The following is an 18,563-nucleotide window of genomic DNA, read 5'->3' as shown; positions in this document are numbered from 1 at the left end:
ATGCCATGACATGGGCGTGCCCTAATCGAACGGCGCTGAGGGGTTATTGTTGCAATCTGCAAGAAAGATTTGTCAGAGATCGGCGGGTCCGGAGCGTTTGCAAGCGCCCGGTTCATCGGATAGGCTCGATCCATGAATACACAACGCCCGTTTCGCATTGATATACCGCAAGCCGCGATCGACGACCTCCACGCCCGCATCCGCGCCACCCGTTGGCCGGAGAAGGAGACTGTCGACGATTGGGATCAGGGCATTCCGCTGGCGGTGGTGCAGGATTTTGCGACCTATTGGGCCAAGCAATATGACTGGCGCAAATGCGAGGCGGCGCTCAATGCCTATCCGCAGTTCCTGATCGAGCTCGACGGGGTGGACATCCACTTCCTCCACATCCGTTCCAAGCACGCCGGCGCGCGCCCGTTGATCATGACGCATGGCTGGCCCGGATCGGTGCTCGAGTTCATCGAGGTGATCGAGCCGCTGACCAACCCGGATGACCCGGCGGACGCGTTCCACCTCGTCATTCCCTCGCTCCCCGGTTTCGGCTTTTCGGGCAAGCCGACCGAGCCGGGCTGGGACATTGCGCGGATCGCGAAGGTGTGGAACGACCTGATGCTCGCGCTGGGCTATGACCGGTATTTTGCCCAGGGCGGCGATTGGGGTTCTGGCGTGACGCTGGAAATCGCGCGGCAAAACCTGGGCGCGTGCGCCGCGGTGCATTCGAACATGGTGCTGGCGCTGCCCGACCCCACGACGATGGCGGATCTGAGCGATCTGGAGAAGCGCGCGGCGGCGCGGATGCAATACTATCAGGAGGAGGAGAGCGGTTACTCATCGATCCAGAAGACGCGGCCGCAGACCATCGGCTATGCGCTCGCCGATTCCGCGGTCGGTCAGATGGCATGGATCCTGGAGAAATTCCGCAACTGGTCCGATTGCGACGACCAGTTTTCGGGCTTCGACCGCGATGCGCTGCTCGATACCATTTCGATGTACTGGCTGACCAACTCGGCGGCATCGTCGGCGCGGCTCTATTGGCACAGTTTCAGCGCCATGGGGTTTGACCCGATCAGCCTGCCGATGGGCGGCACGATCTTCCCGCAGGAGCTGTTCCAGACATCGCGCCGCTGGGCAGAAAAGCGGTTCAGCAATATCATCTACTGGAACGAGGTCGATCACGGCGGGCATTTCGCCGCGCTGGAGGTGCCGGACATTTTCGTGCGCGAGGTCCGCGCCTGCTTCCGCAACGCCACGCTGGATGCATGAACCCCGCCAGTGCTGAGGCGCTGGCGGGGTTTGAGCCGGCGAACCTGATCTTTACTGGGTGACGCGGGTGCTGGCGATGCCGGTCTTGGCGAGCTGAGCCTGCACGCTGTCCTTGCCGACGAGGTGCGCCGCGCCGACGGCCATGAACACCGTGCCGGGCTTGTCCAGCCGCGCCGTGATCCAGCGCGCCCAGTTGGCGTTGCGGTTGGTCAGCAGCGCGTCGTACAGACCGGGATAGCTCTCGAAGCCTTCGTTCATCAGCGTGTTGAGCTTTTCCAGATCGCCCTTGCCCCAGGCATCGACCAGCGTATCGATCTGCGTGGTGACTTCGGGAACGCCGTCGAGCGTGACATCGAGGAATTCGACCTGCCGCTGGAGATCGAGGCTGGCGAAAATGCCCAGCTGCTGCTCGATCGTTTCCAGCTGGCCCAGCGGCTTGCCCTGAGTCTTGGCGGCGGCGGTGAGCGTCTTTTCCGCACCGCTGTTGAGGTCATAGCCCTTCATCAGCAGCGGAACGGTGGTCAGCGTGACGCCGGCAAACCACGGCTTGTACTGATCGAGCGCAACCGCCGGTATGCCCAGCGTGCCCAACGTCGCTTCATACTTGGTCAGCACAGTGGCGGGCAGCTGGCTGCGCAGCGTGGTGCCTGCCGGATTGGTCGCCAACTTGGCCAGCACGCCCTGCGTGACTGAAGGGTCTTCGGGCTCGATGATTTCCAGCACCAGCTCGTCCGATCCATCGAACGCGGTCTTAACATCGTCCTTGAGCCAGTTGAGTCCGGGGCGCAGCACATGGACGGTGCCGAAAAGGTAGATGGTCGTGTCGGCATCGCGCACGATCCACATCGCCGGGTTGATGTCCTGCGTGACCGGAGCAGGGGAGGCGCCCAGCGCTTCTGCGACCGTGGTGGGTTCCTGCGCCAGCACCGGCGTGCTGGCGAAGCTGATCAGCGCGATGCTGTATGCGGCAGTCCGCAGAGATTTGAACGTCAAGGTCATCGATTACAGGCCTTTACTGGTTGGTGGGGACTGAGGGTTGGGGTAGGGGCAAGAACTTCGGGTCAGCGCAGCTTCTGCCACGCGTATGTGAGACAGCTGGCAGTGATACCGGCGCAGAACAGCCAGAGTGCGTCGGGCTCGCCGACAAGGCCGCCCTTCCAGAGGAAAAACCACGTCGGATAGCCTTCCAGAAGGACGTTGCCTGCCATCACCGTGGCTGAGGTATTGATCTTGCGCTCCAACTCGTCGGTGACCTGCATGAGCCGCCACGTGCCGAAAGTGATCGCGGTGACAAAGACGACTGCCGAAAGGATGGCAAGTTGCGGTGGTATGCTGTTGGCAGCCATCAGGCCAGCCTGTTCATCCTCGAAAAAGCCGACCAGAAATCCGCTGAGCAACCCCAAGCCGAACATGATGCCGATAATAATGTAGATGCGGCGCTTGCGCTGCTTGGCGCGCGCCTGCCAGTCGCTCTCAACCATGGTTGCCTCCGGTGAACTCGTCATCGAAAATCTCCTCGATAGCCATGTCGAACAGCCGCGCGATCCGGAAGGCCAGCGGCAGCGAGGGGTCGTACTTCCCGGTTTCGATCGCGTTGACCGCCTGGCGTGAAACATCAAGCCGCGCGCCCAGCTCTGCCTGGCTCCAGTCGCGTTCGGCGCGCAGCACTTTCAAACGGTTTTTCATGTCTTCCATCCGTGGGGCGTCCTCTTGCGTCCTCTGCGCGCTGGCCGTGTCAAGCAAGCACCAAATGGACGAGAATGGTTTGCTGCGCGCCATGGGCCGGAAGGGCTGCAGGTTCGTTTGCGCCGGCGATGCTGATCCATGTGCAGGCCGCGCCTGTCAGCACCGCCAATCCCAGGCCAGCCGCCCAGCGGTGCAGGCGCCGGTTGGCCATCGTTGATCTGCGTGGGGCTCCCCTGATCATCGGTTCATCCTGTCACTCTTCGCTGACCAAATGTCAGCTTACCCTGACTTTATGCTATGATTCGCTGACTATGTCAAGTGACCCTGACTTAGTGCCAGTGTCGCATGACATCCGTTACGGAAAGTCGGGGTTTTCGGTGGCTGGTCAGCAGTGGGGCGCGCTGATACCTTCCGGTCCAAAGACAACCGGGAGAGAACGCCATGGCAGACGAATCGGCCACCAGCATCCACGCGCGCACCTGCCATCTGTGCGAGGCCAATTGCGGCGTGCTGGTCGAGGTGCAGGGGCGCAAGATCGTCTCGATCAAGGGCAATCCCGACCATGTGCTGAGCCGCGGCCATATCTGCCCCAAGGCGACCGCGCTGGCCGATCTGCAGGACGATCCTGACCGCTTGCGCCGTCCGGTCAAGCGCACCGAAAACGGCTGGCAGGAGATCGATTGGGACACCGCCTATGCCGAGATCGGCGCGCGCATGGCCGAAGTCATGGCCAGCGGCGGCCAGCCCGCGATGTACATGGGCAACCCCAACGCGCACAATTACGCCACCGGCACGCAGACGGGCGTGCTGCGCAAGGCGATGAAGCTGCGCACGCTCTATTCCGCCTCGACGCTCGACCAGATCCCGCACCAGCTGATCCAGATGTGGATGTACGGGCACAACGCCTTGTTCCCGATTCCCGATGTCGATCGCACCCGGTTCATGCTGATCATCGGTGGCAATCCGCTCGCCAGCAACGGCAGCGTATGGACCGTGCCCGATGTGAAGAAGCGGCTGAAGGCGGTGCAGAAGCGCGGCGGGCAGGTGGTGGTGATCGACCCGCGCCGCACCGAGACCGCCAGAATCGCCGATGCGCACCACTTCATCCGCCCCGGCACCGATACAGCCTTGCTGCTGGGCCTGCTCAAGGCGCTCGACGACGCGGGGCTGGTCGCTCCGGGCCGTCTGGAGCCGATGCTCGACACGGGCTGGGCGGCAGCGTGGCAGGCGATCCGTGGCTTCGATGTGCCGACCCTCGCCGCGCATTGCGGCATCTCCGAGCCCGTCATCCGCGATCTGGCGGCGACCCTTGGCAACGGGGAGCCGGCCATCGTCTACGGCCGCATGGGCGTTTCGGTGACGCAAGGTGGCACGCTCAACCTGTGGCTGATCCAGCTGCTCAACATCGCCACCGGCAATCTCGACCGCGAGGGCGGGGTGATGTTCTCCTCCCCCGTGGTCGATCTGGTCGCGGGCGCGGGGCCGGGAACGTACGACCGCTTTCGCTCGCGCATCGGCGACCGGCCCGAGGTGATCAGCGAGTTCCCGTCCGCGTTGCTGCCGGACGAGATCGCGACGCCGGGCGAGGGGCAGATCAAGGCTTTGGTGGTGCTCTCGGGCAATCCGGCGCTGTCGTCGCCCGGCGCCTGGGGCGAGGCGCTGCCGCAGCTCGACCTGATGGTGTCGGTCGACATGTTCGTGACCGCCACCAGCGCGCATGCGCATTACATCCTGCCGCCATGCGGGCCGCTGGAAAAGGACCATTATCCGCTGCTGCTGGGGCCCATCGCGATCCGCAACTATGCCGACTACTCGGCGCCAACGCTGCCGATGGAAGCGGGCAGCAAGGCGGATTGGGAGATCGTCGCCGAGATGGCGCGCGCGATATTGCATGCGCGCGGCGAGGCGGTGCCCAATATCGTGCCGCCGCGCACCGTGCTGGCCTCGATGCTGGCGCGCTCCGATTATGACGTGACGCTCGAAGAGCTCGAGGCGAACAACAACGGCAAGGACTTCGGCCCGCATGTCCAGCGACTGCCCGATCGCTTGCAGACGCCGGACAAGCGCATCGCCTGCGCGCCGCCTTTGTGCCTTGAGGCGCTGGAGCAATGGCGCGCCGCGCTCGCCGAAACCCCGGCGGACGCGCTGCTGCTGATCGGGCGGCGGCATGTGCGCAACAACAACAGCTGGATGCACAATTCGCCGCGCCTCGCCAAGGGTCCGGATCGCTGCACCGCGATGATCCACCCCGATGATGCCGCCGTGCGGGGCATCACCCATGGCGGCTTCGTTCGCGTTACCAGTCGCGTCGGCTCGGTCGAGCTGGCCGCAGAGATCAGCGACGATGTGATGCCCGGGGTCATCTCGATCCCGCATGGCTTCGGGCAGGACAAGCCCGGGACTCGGCTCGCGGTGGCAGGGCGGCGTCCGGGCGTATCGCTCAACGACCTCACCGACCCGCAGGCGATGGACCCGATTTCGGGCAACGCGGTGCTCAACGGCACGCCGGTGACGCTGGAGCGCGTGGAGCAGATGGTGGCGGCGGAGTAGCCGCAGTCTTCACGTTCTGCTGGTCCCCTGCGAAGGCAGGGGCCCATCTCCTAGCAGGTGAAACATCGGCAGGGCAGGAGATGGGCCCCCGCCTTCGCGGGGGACCAATAAAGAGCAGAGCACCGCGTTGATATCCGCATCCACGAAGCAAAACTTGGGACACCCACACCAAGCCTGAATCACCTGCGACTTGACCCAGCGCCTGCCATCCGCCAAAGCGCGGCGCATTCATTTTGCATCTGCGAAGGCCGGACGTTTGACCGAACACAGCCTGTCATTTCAGGACATGATCCTGACCCTGCACAGCTTCTGGAGCCGTCATGGCTGCCTGATATTGCAGCCCTATGACATGCCGATGGGGGCGGGGACATTCCACACTGCCACCACGCTGCGCGCGCTGGGCCCCGATCCGTGGAACGCCGCGTTCGTCCAGCCGTGCCGCCGCCCGACCGATGGCCGCTATGGCGAGAACCCCAATCGGCTGCAGCATTATTACCAGTATCAGGTGATCCTGAAGCCCTCGCCGGGCGACATCCAGCAGCTGTATCTCGACAGCCTGACCGCGATCGGCGTCGATCCGCTGTTGCACGATATCCGCTTTGTCGAGGACGACTGGGAGAGTCCGACGCTGGGCGCGTGGGGGCTGGGCTGGGAGGTCTGGTGCGACGGCATGGAGGTGACGCAGTTCACCTATTTCCAGCAGATGGGCGGCTTCGACTGCAAGCCCGTCGCAGGCGAGCTGACCTACGGTCTCGAGCGGCTGGCGATGTACATCCAGGGCAAGGACAGCGTCTACGACCTCGATTTCAACGGCAACGGCGTCACGTACGGCGATGTTTTCCTTGAGAACGAAAAGCAGATGAGCGCGTGGAACTTCGAGGTGGCGAACACCGAGAGCCTGTTCGACGCGTTCCGCAAGGCCGTCGCCGAGTGCGAGAACTGCCTCGATAATAAGCTGCCGATCCCCGCGTACGAGCAGGCGATCCAGGCGAGCCATGTCTTCAACCTGCTGCAGGCGCGCGGGGTGATCTCGGTCGCCGAACGCCAGGCCTATATGGGCCGCGTCCGCGACCTCGCGAAGGGCAGCTGCCAGGCGTGGATGGAGAAGAACGGGTGGGCCGCGTGAATCACCCAGCCATCAATCTTCGTCATGCTGAACTTGTTTCAGCACCCATCCATCGTCTGGCTGCCGATAGGGTGAAGGCGCTTGGTGCCCGATGGGCCCTGAAACAAGTTCAGGGTGACGGGCTAGCGAGCGCGGCTTTGGAATCTCTGACATGACCGACTTCCTGCTCGAACTGCTCTCCGAAGAAATTCCCGCGCGGATGCAGGGCAAGGCGCGCGCCGATCTTGAGAAGCTGTTTGCCGACCAGCTCGCCGCCGCCGGTCTCAAGGCTCAGAGCCTCCAGACTTGGTCCACCCCGCGCCGCCTCGCGCTGATTGCGCGCGGGCTGCCCGAGACGACTGAAGCGGTGTCCGAAGAGCTCAAGGGTCCCCCCGCCGATGCGCCCGATGCCGCGGTTGACGGCTTCCTGCGCAAGGCGGGGCTGACCCGCGACGCGCTCGAAACCCGCGACGTCAAGGGTCGCGCGACATTGTTCGCGGTGATCAACAAGCCGGGCCGCGCCACCGCCGATGTGCTGGCCGACGCGATCCCTGCGATCATCCGCGCCTTCCCCTGGCCCAAGTCGATGCGCTGGGGCCATGCCAGCCAGACCACGGAATCGCTCCGCTGGGTGCGTCCGCTGCAGGGCATCATCGCGCTTTTGGGTGGCTATGTCGTGCCGTGCGAGGTCGATGGGCTGGTCGCGGGCAACACCACCGTCGGCCACCGCTTCCATCACAAGGGCGCGGTGACGATTTCGGGCGTCGAGGATTACGCCAGCACGCTGCGCGCCGCGCATGTCATCGTCGACCATGACGAGCGCGCCAGCATCATCCGCGATGGCGCGGCGCAGGCTGCAAGCGACGCCGGTTTTGTCCTCGTCGAGGACGAAGGTCTGGTGGTCGAGAATGCCGGGCTCACCGAATGGCCGGTGCCGCTGCTCGGCCGCTACGACCCCGCGTTCCTTGAGGTTCCGCCTGAGGTCATCCAGCTAACCACCCGGATCAACCAGAAATATTTCGTCGTGCGCGACGCCGCCGGTGCGCTTGCGCCTGCGTTCGTCTGCACCGCAAACATTGCGGCGCACGATGGCGGCCAGGCGATCGTCGCGGGCAACGAGAAGGTGCTCGCAGCGCGATTGAGCGATGCGCGGTTCTTCTGGGAACTCGACCAGAAGAAGACGCTCGAGCAGCATTCGGAAAAGCTCAAGGCCATCATCTTCCACGAAAAGCTGGGCACCGTCGCCGACAAGGTCGAGCGCGTCGCCAAGCTGGCGCGCTGGTTGTGCGAAGAGGGCATCGTCAAGGGCGACCCGGCGCTCGCCGAACAGGCCGCGCGTCTATGCAAGGCCGATCTCGTCACCGAGATGGTTGGAGAATTCCCTGAACTTCAGGGGCTTATGGGCGGTTATTACGCGGCGAAGGAAGGTCTCCACCCGCAAGTCGCCGCCGCGATCCGCGACCATTACAAGCCGGTCGGCCAGGGCGATGACGTGCCGACTGCGCCGGTGACGGTGGCGGTGAGCCTGGCAGATAAGCTGGACAGCCTTGCTTGCTTTTTCAGCATCAGTGAGTTGCCGACAGGTTCCAAAGACCCGTTTGCTTTGAGGCGTTCAGCGATTGCTGTGTCCAACCTGATTTTCTCAAATCACTTGCGCTGCTCGGTTCATTCGATGATCGCTGCTGCGGTTGCACCGGCGATGAAGATACCTGCTGTCTCAATTCTCGCCCAAGAGTTTGAGGCATCAGCATCTCAATTTGCTGGTCGTCCGATTGCGATGACGTTCGATCAGAATGTTGCTGTGACTTTGGTTGGCTTTTTCATCGACCGCCTCAAGGTCCAGCAGCGCGAGGCCGGTGTCCGTCACGACCTGATCGACGCGGTGTTTGCGCTTGGCGGCGAGGATGATCTCGTCCGCCTCCTCGCGCGTGTTCATGCCCTCCAGGCCTTTGTCGAGACGGGCGAGGGAGGCAATCTGCTCGCCGGGTACAAGCGCGCGGCGAATATCCTGAAGAAGGAAGACTGGGGCAGCGCGAATGCGCCGACCGGCGCGCCGGAAACCGGCGGGGGCATTGCGCAGACCGGTGAGGAAGACCCGCTGTCGATGGTCGAGGATCCCGCTGTCGCGCAGGCCGTCGCGGAAATGGCGCAGCCTGGCTCTGGCCTTCCCTACGACCCCGAACCGGCGGAACTCGCGCTGATCGAAGCACTCGACAAAGCCGAGCCGCTCGCCGCGCTCGCCATCCATGGCGAGGATTTCGAGGGCGCAATGGCCGCACTGGCGGTGCTGCGCGCGCCGATCGATGCGTTTTTCGATGACGTGACCGTCAACGATGCCGACCCAGCCAAGCGCGCCGCGCGGCTGGGGCTGCTCGCGCGGTTCCGTGCTGCCGTTCACCGGGTCGCCGATTTTTCGAAGATCGAGGGCTAACCTCGACCGATCAACCCTTATCTCACAGACAGGCTGAAGCTGATGACGAAATATGTGTACCGGTTCGGTGGCGATGCCAATGATGGCGGCGCGGGTGACAAGTTCCTGCTCGGCGGCAAGGGCGCGAACCTTGATGGCATGGCCTCGATCGGCCTGCCGGTCCCTCCCGGCTTCACCATCAGCACCGAAATGTGCACGCGCTATTATGTCGACGGCGAGGTGTTTCCCGACAGCCTGAAGGCTGAGGTCGCAGACGGCCTCAAGCATATCGAGGCGATCACCGGCAAGAATTTTGGCGACGCTGCCGATCCGCTGCTGGTCTCGGTCCGCTCGGGCGCGCGCGTGTCGATGCCCGGCATGATGGACACGGTGCTCAACCTGGGCCTCAACGACGCCACCGTCGAAGGCCTCGCCAAGGTCTCGGGCGACGAGCGTTTCGCGTGGGACAGCTATCGCCGCTTCGTCCAGATGTATTCGGACGTCGTACTGGGTCTCGACCATGATGCGTTCGAGGAAGCTCTCGAAATCATGAAGGAAGACAATGGCTTCTTCAGCGATACTGAGATGGAAGCGAAGCACTGGAAGGCGCTGGTTGCCGAATACATGACGCTGGTGCAGGACCAGTGGGGCAAGCCTTTCCCGCAGGATGTGAACGATCAGTTGTGGGGCGCGGTCGCCGCTGTGTTCGGGTCGTGGCAGTCGGAACGCGCCAAGGTCTATCGCCGCCTCAACGACATTCCCGCCGAATGGGGCACCGCGGTCAACGTGCAGGCGATGGTGTTCGGCAACATGGGCGACACTTCGGCGACGGGCGTGGCGTTCACGCGCAACCCCTCGACCGGCGAGAACCTCTATTACGGCGAGTTCCTGATCAACGCGCAGGGCGAGGACGTCGTGGCGGGCATCCGCACGCCGCAGTACCTCACCAAGCAGGCGCGCGAGGAAGCCGGCGCCAAACCGCTGAGCATGGAAGAGGCGATGCCCGAAACCTATGCCGAACTGGCGCGGGTGTTCGACATCCTCGAAAAGCACTATCGCGACATGCAGGACATCGAGTTCACGGTCGAACGCGGCAAATTGTGGATGCTGCAGACCCGCTCGGGCAAGCGCACCGCCAAGGCGGCCTTGCGCATTGCGGTCGACATGGCGAGCGAAGGCCTGATCACCGAGGAAGAGGCGATCACCCGCGTCGATCCGATGGCGCTCGACCAGCTGCTCCACCCCTCGCTTGACCCGGATGCGGTGCGCGACGTGCTGACCAAGGGGCTGCCAGCGTCGCCGGGCGCGGCGAGCGGTCTGATCGTGTTCGATGCCGACAGCGCAGAGCGTCGCAACGAGATGGGCGATTCTGTCATCCTGGTGCGCATCGAGACCAGCCCGGAAGACATCCACGGCATGCACGCCGCCAAGGGCATCCTGACCGCGCGCGGCGGCATGACCAGCCACGCTGCCGTGGTGGCGCGCGGCATGGGCCGTCCCTGCGTCTCGGGCGCGGGCAGCCTGTCGATCGACACCAAGGAGCGCGTGCTGCGCATCGGCAAGCGCGAGCTGCGCGAAGGTGATACGATCACGATCGATGGCACCACCGGCGAGGTGATGCTGGGCGAAGTGCCCACCGTGCAGCCCGAGCTGGTCGGTGACTTCGGCGTGCTGATGGGCTGGGCCGACAAGGTCCGCCGCCTCAAGGTGCGCACCAATGCCGAAACCCCCGAGGATTGCCGCGTCGCGCGCGATTTCGGCGCCGAGGGCATCGGCCTGTGCCGCACCGAGCACATGTTCTTCGAGGCCAGCCGCATCACCAACGTGCGCCAGATGATCCTTGCCGAGGACGAAGCGGGCCGCCGTGCCGCGCTCGAAAAGCTGCTGCCCGAACAGCGCGCCGACTTCCACAGCATCTTCGAGGTGATGGCGGGTCTGCCCGTCACCATCCGTCTGCTCGATCCGCCGCTGCACGAGTTCCTGCCGCACAGCGAGAACGAGTTTGCCGAAGTCGCCGAAGCCGCTGGCGTCGGTGTCGAGGTCTTGAAGCGCCGCGCCAACGAACTGCACGAGTTCAATCCCATGCTCGGCCATCGCGGCTGCCGCCTGGGCGTGACCTATCCTGAAATCTACGAGATGCAGGCGCGCGCAATCTTTGAAGCGGCGTGCGATGTCGCGGACAAGAGCGGCGCAGCTCCGATCCCCGAGGTGATGATCCCGCTGGTCGCGACCAAGCGCGAGCTCGAGCTGATGAAAAAGGTGGTCGATACCGCCGCCGAAATGGTGTTCGCCGAAAAGGGTCGCCGGATCGAGTATCTGGTCGGCACGATGATCGAACTTCCGCGCGCCGCGCTGATGGCCGATGAAATCGCCGAGGTCGGTGAGTTCTTCAGCTTCGGCACCAACGACCTTACGCAGACGACGCTCGGCGTCAGCCGCGACGATGCCGGACGGTTCCTCACGCAATATGTCGACAAGGGCATCTTCGCGCGCGACCCGTTCGTCAGCCTCGATATCGAGGGCGTCGGCCAGCTGATCGAGATCGCGGTTCAAAAGGGCCGCAAGACGCGTCCCGACATCAAGCTGGGCATCTGCGGCGAGCATGGCGGCGATCCCGCCAGCATCGCGTTCTGCGAAACGACCGGGCTTGATTACGTCAGCGCCTCGCCGTATCGCGTGCCGATCGCACGGCTCGCTGCGGCACAGGCTGCGCTCAAGAAGGGTTGAACTAACACTCTCGCCTCCTGGATCGTATGCCCGGTCCCCTGCGAAGGCAGGGGCCCATCTCCCTTTCTATCCGGTTGATGCAACGGCTGTGTCATGTCGCAAATGTCCGAAGATGGGCCCCTGCCTTCGCAGGGGACCCGCTAGTGCACGCTGCCGTTGCCCAACCAACTCCATTCCCCTTGCCATAGCCCGCCATCTTCCGGCATAGCCTCTGTCAAAAGAAGGAGAGGGGCGCAGATGCGCAGCGGGTTACGCTATGGGGTGATGCTGGTCGCGGGGCTGGCAATCGGGGCAGGCACGGCGGTGGTGCAACTGCGCCAGAGCTTTGCCGCGCTCGGCATCGAAAACGGTCCGTGGAGCACCGGCAATAACGTCGGCACGGCTGACGCCAGCGTTTCGACCCGGGCCACCGTTGCGCTGCGCGGATTGCTGGCCCTGCCCGAGCGCGAGGCGATCTATTTCAACGCGACCACCGACAGCGCCGGACGGACGCTCGAGGGGCGCTGTGCGTACCGCGTTTCGGGCGGCGCAATCGATGCGCGCTGGTGGAGCCTGACGCTGTACGACGCCAAGGGCTATCTCATCCCCAACCCGGCCAGCGTCTATTCGGTCGGCAGCGGCGCGCTCACCCCCGCCGAGGCGGCGCGGTGGCAGGTCGATATCGCACGGCAACGAACAGGTGCGCACTGGATCGCGATGCCTGATGACCAGCGTTTCGAGCTGACCTTGCGTGCCTACCACCCATCGCGCGACCTGCTGGCCCGGCGCGGGAGCGTGAAGCTGCCCAGCATCGAGCGTGGGGAGTGCCGGACATGAGCCGCTGGATCGGACCCTTGCTGGTCGCCGTTCTCGCCGCGCTGGCGGGCTGGTATGGCACGCTCGCAGCAACGCCGAGCTTCATCATGGACCGCGCTTGGGAAAAGCTGGCCGCGCAAGCCGGGGTCAACCGCATGACGCATTCACCGCTGGTGACCGCCGAAAGCCAGACCATCGTGCGGCCCAGCCCGGACCTCGCCTATTCGGTCTGCGCGTTTGATCTGACTGACGGGCCACTGGAGATCAGGGCCAATCCGGTGCCCGATCATTACTGGTCGCTCACGGTGTTTGACAGTCAAACCAACGTCGCCTTTGTCGAGAGCGACCGTGACAGCAAGGGCGCGCCGGTGCGGATCGTCTTGGCTGCGGCAGGGCAGGCTGTGCCCACCGGCGCGCGCAAGGTCGTGCTGCCGGATGCCAAGGGTGTCGCGCTGATCCGCGTGCTGCTCAAGAACCGGGGCGAGATCGCGGCGGTCGATGCGTTCCGCAAGAAGTCCTATTGTCGGACGCTGGAGGCGCTCTGATCCCTCGCGTGCCCGTGCAGCCGCCACACGGGTCCAAGGAAATTTTCAGCCCTGCTGGACAAGCGTCGCGGACCCCTGCATATCCTCTTTAACCGAACGATTAAACGGCCCGGCGAATCTTCCAGCGCGGGCCGGATCGAACGTGCGAGGAGAGAGACATGGCATCGCGTCCCACCGCTGCCGAGCTGGCAGAGTACGAAGCCCAGGCCGACGCCTGGTTTCGCGAGAACACCCCCAAGGACCCCGGCTTCATGCTGCCGCTGACCTTCATGGAGGTCAGCACCGATCAGCAGTTCGAGTTCCTGTGCGCCTGGCAGCGCAAGGTCTATGAGGCGGGCTATCTCGGCGCGAGCTGGCCTGTCGAATATGGCGGCGGCGGCCTGCACCCCGATTTCCAGCGCATCGCCACCAAGGTCATGAAGAAATACGACGGCCCGATCATGCTCAACGCGATCGGCATCGGCTGGGCCGGGCCGCTGATCATGGACATCGGCAGCGAGGAAGAGAAAAAGAAGTATATCAAGGGGATGCTGAACGCAGAGGACATCTGGTGTCAGGGTTTCTCCGAGCCCGAGAATGGCTCCGACCTCGGCAATGCGCAGCTCAAGGCCGTGCGGGATGGCGACGAGTACGTGCTCAACGGCTCCAAGATCTGGACCTCGCTGGGCGATCGCGCGAAGTACATGATCCTGCTCGCGCGCACGTCGAACGACGGACCGAACAAGTACGCGGGGCTCAGCTTCTTCCTTTCGCCGATGCACGCGCCGGGGATCGAGACGCGGCGGATCAAGAAGCTCACCGGCGAATATGGCTTCGTTCAGTGCTTCTTCACCGATGCGCGCATTTCCGCCGAGTGCCTGATGGGCAACGAGGGCGACGGCTGGCAGATCGCGATGAAGACGCTGGAATATGAGCGCGGGGCCAAGGTGAACCTGGCCGGCGGGTACTTCCTGAAAGAGCTCGACGCGATGGGTGTGGTCGAACTGGCGCGGCAATCGCAGCGTGGCGGCAAGCCACTGCTCGACGATCCGGTGATGAAGGACCGGATGGTCGATTTCATGATGGATATCCAGGCGCTGAACCTCAACAACCAGCGCCGCCGGATGGGGCCGCTTGTCCAGGACCGCCCGATGGGCCTTGCGCTGATGAACAAGCTCGCGCGCACCGAGATGATCCGCGAGCTGACCGAGTTCTCGATCGGCTTCCAGGGTACGCGTGGCGGTTATTATGTCGATGATCCGTGCGCGGTGGACAATGGCTATTGGCACCGCAGCTATCTCAACAGCTTCTCCGCCACCATCGGCGGCGGTACCTCCGAAATCCAGCGCAACATCATCGCCGAGCATGTGCTCGGCCTGCCGAAAGGCCGCTAACTCATGGCATTCAGTGAAGGAAATCTCGCCGACCATCTGGGTGGCCTGAGCTACAGCGAAGAGCAAATCGAGCTGATGGATGTCGCGACCAGCTTCTGCCGCGACAAGTCGCCGATCGACAAGGTGCGCAAGCTGATTGCGGACGAGCGCGGCTATGATCCTGCCGTCTGGCAGGAGATCGTCGATCTGGGCTGGCTGGGCATCGCGGTGCCCGAGGCGCAGGGCGGGGTCGGGCTGTCGATGGCCGAAGTCGCGCCGATCGCCGAGCAGATGGGGCGGCGCTTGCTCGCCACGCCCTTTGCCACCTGCACCATCGCCGCGCAGGCCTTGCTCGCAGCGGGCGACGAGGCACAGTGCGGCGAATGGCTGCCACGTATCGTCGCAGGGGAGGTGGCGACTTTGGCGCTCACCGAACCGCACGGCGACTGGAACCTGGACCATGTCGAGGCGACTGCCAAGGCCAGCGGCGACGGCTATGTGCTCAGCGGCACCAAGCAGTTCGTGACCTATGCCAAGGACGCGGCGCTGGTCATCGCGTCGGTCACCGTCGAGGGCGCGGTGCGGCTGGTGCTGATCGAGCGGTCGGCGATCCCCGATGGCGCGCTGCGCCGCGAGATCATCATCGACGAGACCAAGCGCAGCTACGAACTCACGCTCGATGGGATCACGGTCCCCGCATCCGCGCTGCTTGACGCAGGCCGTTCGGGCACGGCGCTGGGGCAGATCGAGCTCGCGAGCGCCTTGCTGCAGGCGGCGGAAATGTGCGGCGGCACGCAGAGCGCGATCGACTACACGATCGAGTATCTCAAGACCCGCAAGCAGTTCGGCAAGCTGATCGGCGAATATCAGGCGCTCAAGCACCCGATCACCAACGCCTATGTCGGGTACGAAAAGGCGCGCTCGCACATGCTCAGCGCTGCGCACAATTTCGGCCAGCAGGGCGTGGGCGAGATCGCGGTGCGCATGGCCAAGGCGAGCGCCGACAAGGCGTACAGTTTCGCCGCCGATCGCGCGGTGCAGTTCCACGGCGGCTTCGGCTTCACGCACGATTGCGACGCGGGCCTCTACCGCCGCAGCGCGATCTGGCACGCCAGCCAATACGGCGACGCCGCCTGGCACCGCGCCAAGCTGGCCGATCTGCTGTTCTGACCCTTCACAAGGAATTCGATATGTCTGAAGTGCAAACCCTCGCCGACGATGGCGTCCTCATCATCACCATCAACCGGCCCGAGGCCAAGAACGCTGTCAACCGCGCGGTGGCCGAAGGCATGGCGGCGGCGATGGAGGAGCTTGATAACAATGACGCCTTGCGCGTCGGCATCATCAAGGGTGCGGGCGGCACCTTCTGCTCGGGCATGGACCTCAAGGCCTTCCTCACCGGCGAACTGCCGATGGTCAAGGGCAAGGGTTTCGCTGGGTTTGTCGAATCTCCCCCTAAGAAGCCGCTGATCGCTGCGGTCGATGGCTATGCGCTGGCGGGCGGGATGGAGGTCGCGATCACCTGCGATCTGCTGGTCGCCAACAGCAAGGCGCAGTTCGGCATTCCCGAGACCAAGCGCGGCCTTGCGGCGGCTGCGGGCGGCCTGATGCGCCTGCCGCGCCAGATTCCGCCGCGCATCGCGATGGAACTCGCGCTGACCGGCGATTTCATCTCGGCGCAGCGCGGATACGAGATCGGCTTCGTAAACCGCGTGGTGGAGGGCCCGGCGATCGAGGGCGCGCTCGAACTGGCGCACAAGATCAGCGCCAATGGCCCTCTCGCGGTGCGCGTCTCCAAGCAGGTTCTGGTCGAATCGCGCGGCTGGAGCGACGAGGACATGTGGGCCAAGCAGCAGGACATCGTGGGGCCCGTGATGACCTCGCAGGATGCACGCGAGGGTGCCGCCGCCTTCGCGCAGAAGCGCGCGCCGAACTGGACCGGCAAATAAGCTAAACCCTTCAGAGCATATTGCATTTGGCTGTAATCGGCGCACAACTCAGGGCGGGGTCGCACCTGACTGGAGTTGTGCATCGATGATGCTTCTGCCCGCGCTGCTGCTGACCACCGTAACCCCTCCGCCCTGTCCCGACCGCACACTCAACGCTGCCGCGCTGTGCGCCAACGCGGAAATCGCGGCGCGCTGGGCCGATGTCGAGGTGGCGCTGGCCGACTGGGACAAGGTCGATCCGCGCAAGGCGACGATCGCCGAACGCCGCGACGAGGCGGTGGCCGATCTGCGGCGGGGTTTCGAATATTCGCCCGAGGATACGCCGCAACAGGCCAATCCCGATGTGATCATCGAGAGCCTGGGTTCTGTGAAGGCCGAGATCGACGGGCTGGCCAGAATCGCCGCGTCCATTCGCACCCCGCAGGAGCTGGGGCGCAATCTCGCCAGGACCTGCATGGTCGGCGCGGTCGAGATGTGCGTCGTGCAGTCGGCAGGTTTCCTCAATGCAGGCGAGGAGGGCAGCGCGCGGCAGATCGCGTGGCAATATGTCAGCGGGCTGGATGCTGGCGGCGGCATCCCGCTGCGCATGACCATCGCCTGGGACATCAGCGGGGCGAAACCGGCGCTGATCGGCTACACCAGCACCGAGGGCGAGGCCGAGCCGCCGCGTCTGGTCGACAATGGCGAGGACATCATCCTGCATTTCCCTGCGCGCACTGCGGGGACGGGCGAGGGCAATGCCGATAGCCTGTTCCTCTATCGCACCGGCGCGTGGGTCAACATCGGCATGAACAGCTGGAAGAACGAACTGCCCAAGCGCCTGCCCGAGGGCATGGGGCTGTGGAAGGGCGTCGATTACGACTATTACGGCCTCAGCAGCTATTTCCCGATCTGGCGCGACAGCGACGCCAATTGCTGCGCCACCGGGGGCAATGCCTATGCGGTGTTCAAGATCGTCGATGACCGGCTGCGCATCGACACGCTCGATTTCACGCCTGACCCGGCGGTGCAGGTCAAGCCTCTGGCGTGCCCGATCCTCAAGGCCACCTACCGCTCGCCCTGGCCGACGCGCTTCACGCTGCACTTCGAAAAGCCCGCACTGCCGCCCAGCGCGCAGTCGGACATGGTCGCGGTGCTCGAGCAGACCGACGAGGATGACAAGCTGATCTTCCGCAAATATTTCAGCTTTGCAGGCTCCAACGGCTTCGGATCGACGACGTTGATCCCGGTCGATGGAATGGGCGATGCCGAAAACCCGCCGGAGATGCTGCCTGAGGAAGAGGGCGAGGAAAGCCTGTATTTCCACGCCTTCATTGGCGAGCCGAACGGGATGAAATACGTCTCGACGCCGCCGCTGCTGGACAGCCCCGCGCCGCTCGGCGTGTTCATGCCCGACCTGGCGCGCTCGCTGTGGTACGACGGCATCGCCGACCCCAAGGGCGGCCCGCCGATCCGCGTCGATATGCCGCGCGATATGTGGATGGGGGTATGTGCCGAGTAGGGGCTGCTTTTGGGGGCGGGGCTTGGTGGTGGGGATGGCGGGAACTGGGTGGTTTTCGGAAAAGGGATTGCCGATTGGAACCGTTCCCCTAAGCTGAGCGCATGAGACCGGAATACGTGCATCTGCCTCCAGACGAGACTCCACCACAGCTACCCATCGGGCCGCTTCGGGCAGTCATTGTCTCCGACACCACGGTGACCGACGACTGGCGCAACAGCATCGCCCAATGGTTGGTAGAAGGCGGTTGCTTGTATGCAATCGCTTGGGGGGCCGAGTGCGAAAAGTGGCACGACGCGGTTGATTGGGCGGTCCTTGAAACCTTTAATTACGGCCACATACCGGATGAAAAGTTCGTCATGACGACGTGGCATTCCGATGAACCAATGTCGGAAGCGCTATGGTTCGCCGGGAACTGTGCGTTTCATCCCGATGTCGAACTCCAACGAACCGTGATCCTTCATGTCGCTACACAAGCGAAACCGGACGAGCTGATCGCGATTTATGCGGCAAGCCAGATCCCGAACGACGATTGATGTAATGTCGACTATGGGGTCGTTTGGAGAACGGCGGGTTTTTTCCTTTATGGTGCAAAAGCCGCCTCCATAGACCTGGCTACGGCAATGCCGCTGTCCGTCACCCTGAACTTGTTTCAGGGCCCATTTCTCCCCGCGCGGCTTCGG

General features: G+C 64.1%; 15 protein-coding genes. 12 read left to right on the top strand and 3 right to left on the bottom strand.

Features of this window, described 5'->3' with window-relative positions; all coding sequences use genetic code 11:
- Positions 1–132 precede the first annotated feature (132 nt).
- On the top strand, positions 133–1,263 hold the full coding sequence (locus D618_RS0113130; protein WP_017671988.1) for an epoxide hydrolase family protein: 1,131 nt from the start codon (positions 133–135) through the stop codon (positions 1,261–1,263).
- Positions 1,264–1,314: 51 nt separating this feature from the next.
- On the opposite strand, the gene D618_RS0113125 is transcribed toward D618_RS0113130, so the two are convergent.
- The 3 genes from D618_RS0113125 to D618_RS0113115 form a co-directional block, all read right to left on the bottom strand.
- Positions 1,315–2,262, bottom strand: a complete 948-nt coding sequence (locus D618_RS0113125; protein WP_017671987.1) for a TraB/GumN family protein — start codon at positions 2,260–2,262, stop codon at positions 1,315–1,317.
- A 62-nt stretch (positions 2,263–2,324) separates the two neighbouring features.
- A complete protein-coding gene (locus D618_RS0113120) occupies positions 2,325–2,744 on the bottom strand; it encodes a hypothetical protein (RefSeq protein ID WP_017671986.1) in 420 nt (139 codons plus the stop codon).
- On the bottom strand, positions 2,737–2,949 hold the full coding sequence (locus D618_RS0113115; protein ID WP_017671985.1) for a helix-turn-helix transcriptional regulator: 213 nt from the start codon (positions 2,947–2,949) through the stop codon (positions 2,737–2,739). The genes D618_RS0113120 and D618_RS0113115 overlap by 8 nt, the downstream gene beginning before the upstream one ends.
- A gap of 441 nt (positions 2,950–3,390) precedes the next feature.
- On the opposite strand from D618_RS0113115, the gene D618_RS0113105 reads away from it, so the two are divergent.
- From D618_RS0113105 to D618_RS0113055, 11 genes are all read left to right on the top strand, one after another.
- Positions 3,391–5,499: a molybdopterin oxidoreductase family protein gene (locus D618_RS0113105; RefSeq protein ID WP_017671983.1), complete on the top strand. Its 2,109-nt coding sequence runs from the start codon at positions 3,391–3,393 to the stop codon at positions 5,497–5,499.
- Positions 5,500–5,785: 286 nt separating this feature from the next.
- On the top strand, positions 5,786–6,625 hold the full coding sequence (locus D618_RS0113100; RefSeq protein ID WP_026091655.1) for a glycine--tRNA ligase subunit alpha: 840 nt from the start codon (positions 5,786–5,788) through the stop codon (positions 6,623–6,625).
- Between the two features lie 151 nt (positions 6,626–6,776).
- Positions 6,777–9,035, top strand: coding sequence for a glycine--tRNA ligase subunit beta (glyS, locus tag D618_RS0113095; protein ID WP_017671981.1), 2,259 nt, complete (start codon positions 6,777–6,779; stop codon positions 9,033–9,035).
- A gap of 42 nt (positions 9,036–9,077) precedes the next feature.
- Entirely contained in the window at positions 9,078–11,741 is a 2,664-nt protein-coding gene (gene ppdK / locus D618_RS0113090) for a pyruvate, phosphate dikinase (protein ID WP_017671980.1), read from the top strand.
- A gap of 237 nt (positions 11,742–11,978) precedes the next feature.
- Positions 11,979–12,557: a DUF1214 domain-containing protein gene (locus tag D618_RS19085; RefSeq protein ID WP_081590517.1), complete on the top strand. Its 579-nt coding sequence runs from the start codon at positions 11,979–11,981 to the stop codon at positions 12,555–12,557.
- Positions 12,554–13,081, top strand: coding sequence for a DUF1254 domain-containing protein (locus D618_RS0113080; RefSeq protein WP_017671978.1), 528 nt, complete (start codon positions 12,554–12,556; stop codon positions 13,079–13,081). Before D618_RS19085 ends, D618_RS0113080 begins: the two co-directional genes overlap by 4 nt.
- Before the next feature lie 158 nt (positions 13,082–13,239).
- Entirely contained in the window at positions 13,240–14,454 is a 1,215-nt protein-coding gene (locus D618_RS0113075) for an acyl-CoA dehydrogenase family protein (RefSeq protein WP_017671977.1), read from the top strand.
- Positions 14,455–14,457: 3 nt separating this feature from the next.
- Positions 14,458–15,603, top strand: a complete 1,146-nt coding sequence (locus D618_RS0113070; protein ID WP_017671976.1) for an acyl-CoA dehydrogenase family protein — start codon at positions 14,458–14,460, stop codon at positions 15,601–15,603.
- A 20-nt stretch (positions 15,604–15,623) separates the two neighbouring features.
- Entirely contained in the window at positions 15,624–16,382 is a 759-nt protein-coding gene (locus D618_RS0113065) for a crotonase/enoyl-CoA hydratase family protein (protein ID WP_017671975.1), read from the top strand.
- Between the two features lie 85 nt (positions 16,383–16,467).
- Positions 16,468–17,883: a hypothetical protein gene (locus tag D618_RS0113060; protein ID WP_017671974.1), complete on the top strand. Its 1,416-nt coding sequence runs from the start codon at positions 16,468–16,470 to the stop codon at positions 17,881–17,883.
- A 101-nt stretch (positions 17,884–17,984) separates the two neighbouring features.
- On the top strand, positions 17,985–18,416 hold the full coding sequence (locus D618_RS0113055) for a hypothetical protein (RefSeq protein ID WP_017671973.1): 432 nt from the start codon (positions 17,985–17,987) through the stop codon (positions 18,414–18,416).
- Positions 18,417–18,563: the final 147 nt, after the last annotated feature.

Source organism: Blastomonas sp. AAP53 (assembly GCF_000331245.1).
GTDB lineage: Bacteria > Pseudomonadota > Alphaproteobacteria > Sphingomonadales > Sphingomonadaceae > Blastomonas.
This window is presented reverse-complemented; position numbering and strand designations above follow the sequence as displayed.

Bases quoted from the DNA above. Each gene is read 5' to 3' on its own strand.
- D618_RS0113060 (WP_017671974.1), top strand. From the start codon at position 16,468: ATGATGCTTCTGCCCGCGCTGCTGCTGACCACCGTAACCCCTCCGCCC.
- D618_RS0113120 (WP_017671986.1), bottom strand. From the start codon at position 2,744: ATGGTTGAGAGCGACTGGCAGGCGCGCGCCAAGCAGCGCAAGCGCCGC.
- D618_RS0113080 (WP_017671978.1), top strand. From the start codon at position 12,554: ATGAGCCGCTGGATCGGACCCTTGCTGGTCGCCGTTCTCGCCGCGCTG.
- ppdK (WP_017671980.1), top strand. From the start codon at position 9,078: ATGACGAAATATGTGTACCGGTTCGGTGGCGATGCCAATGATGGCGGC.
- D618_RS0113100 (WP_026091655.1), top strand. From the start codon at position 5,786: ATGATCCTGACCCTGCACAGCTTCTGGAGCCGTCATGGCTGCCTGATA.
- D618_RS0113105 (WP_017671983.1), top strand. From the start codon at position 3,391: ATGGCAGACGAATCGGCCACCAGCATCCACGCGCGCACCTGCCATCTG.
- D618_RS0113055 (WP_017671973.1), top strand. From the start codon at position 17,985: ATGAGACCGGAATACGTGCATCTGCCTCCAGACGAGACTCCACCACAG.
- glyS (WP_017671981.1), top strand. From the start codon at position 6,777: ATGACCGACTTCCTGCTCGAACTGCTCTCCGAAGAAATTCCCGCGCGG.
- D618_RS0113070 (WP_017671976.1), top strand. From the start codon at position 14,458: ATGGCATTCAGTGAAGGAAATCTCGCCGACCATCTGGGTGGCCTGAGC.
- D618_RS19085 (WP_081590517.1), top strand. From the start codon at position 11,979: ATGCGCAGCGGGTTACGCTATGGGGTGATGCTGGTCGCGGGGCTGGCA.
- D618_RS0113125 (WP_017671987.1), bottom strand. From the start codon at position 2,262: ATGACCTTGACGTTCAAATCTCTGCGGACTGCCGCATACAGCATCGCG.
- D618_RS0113065 (WP_017671975.1), top strand. From the start codon at position 15,624: ATGTCTGAAGTGCAAACCCTCGCCGACGATGGCGTCCTCATCATCACC.
- D618_RS0113115 (WP_017671985.1), bottom strand. From the start codon at position 2,949: ATGAAAAACCGTTTGAAAGTGCTGCGCGCCGAACGCGACTGGAGCCAG.
- D618_RS0113075 (WP_017671977.1), top strand. From the start codon at position 13,240: ATGGCATCGCGTCCCACCGCTGCCGAGCTGGCAGAGTACGAAGCCCAG.
- D618_RS0113130 (WP_017671988.1), top strand. From the start codon at position 133: ATGAATACACAACGCCCGTTTCGCATTGATATACCGCAAGCCGCGATC.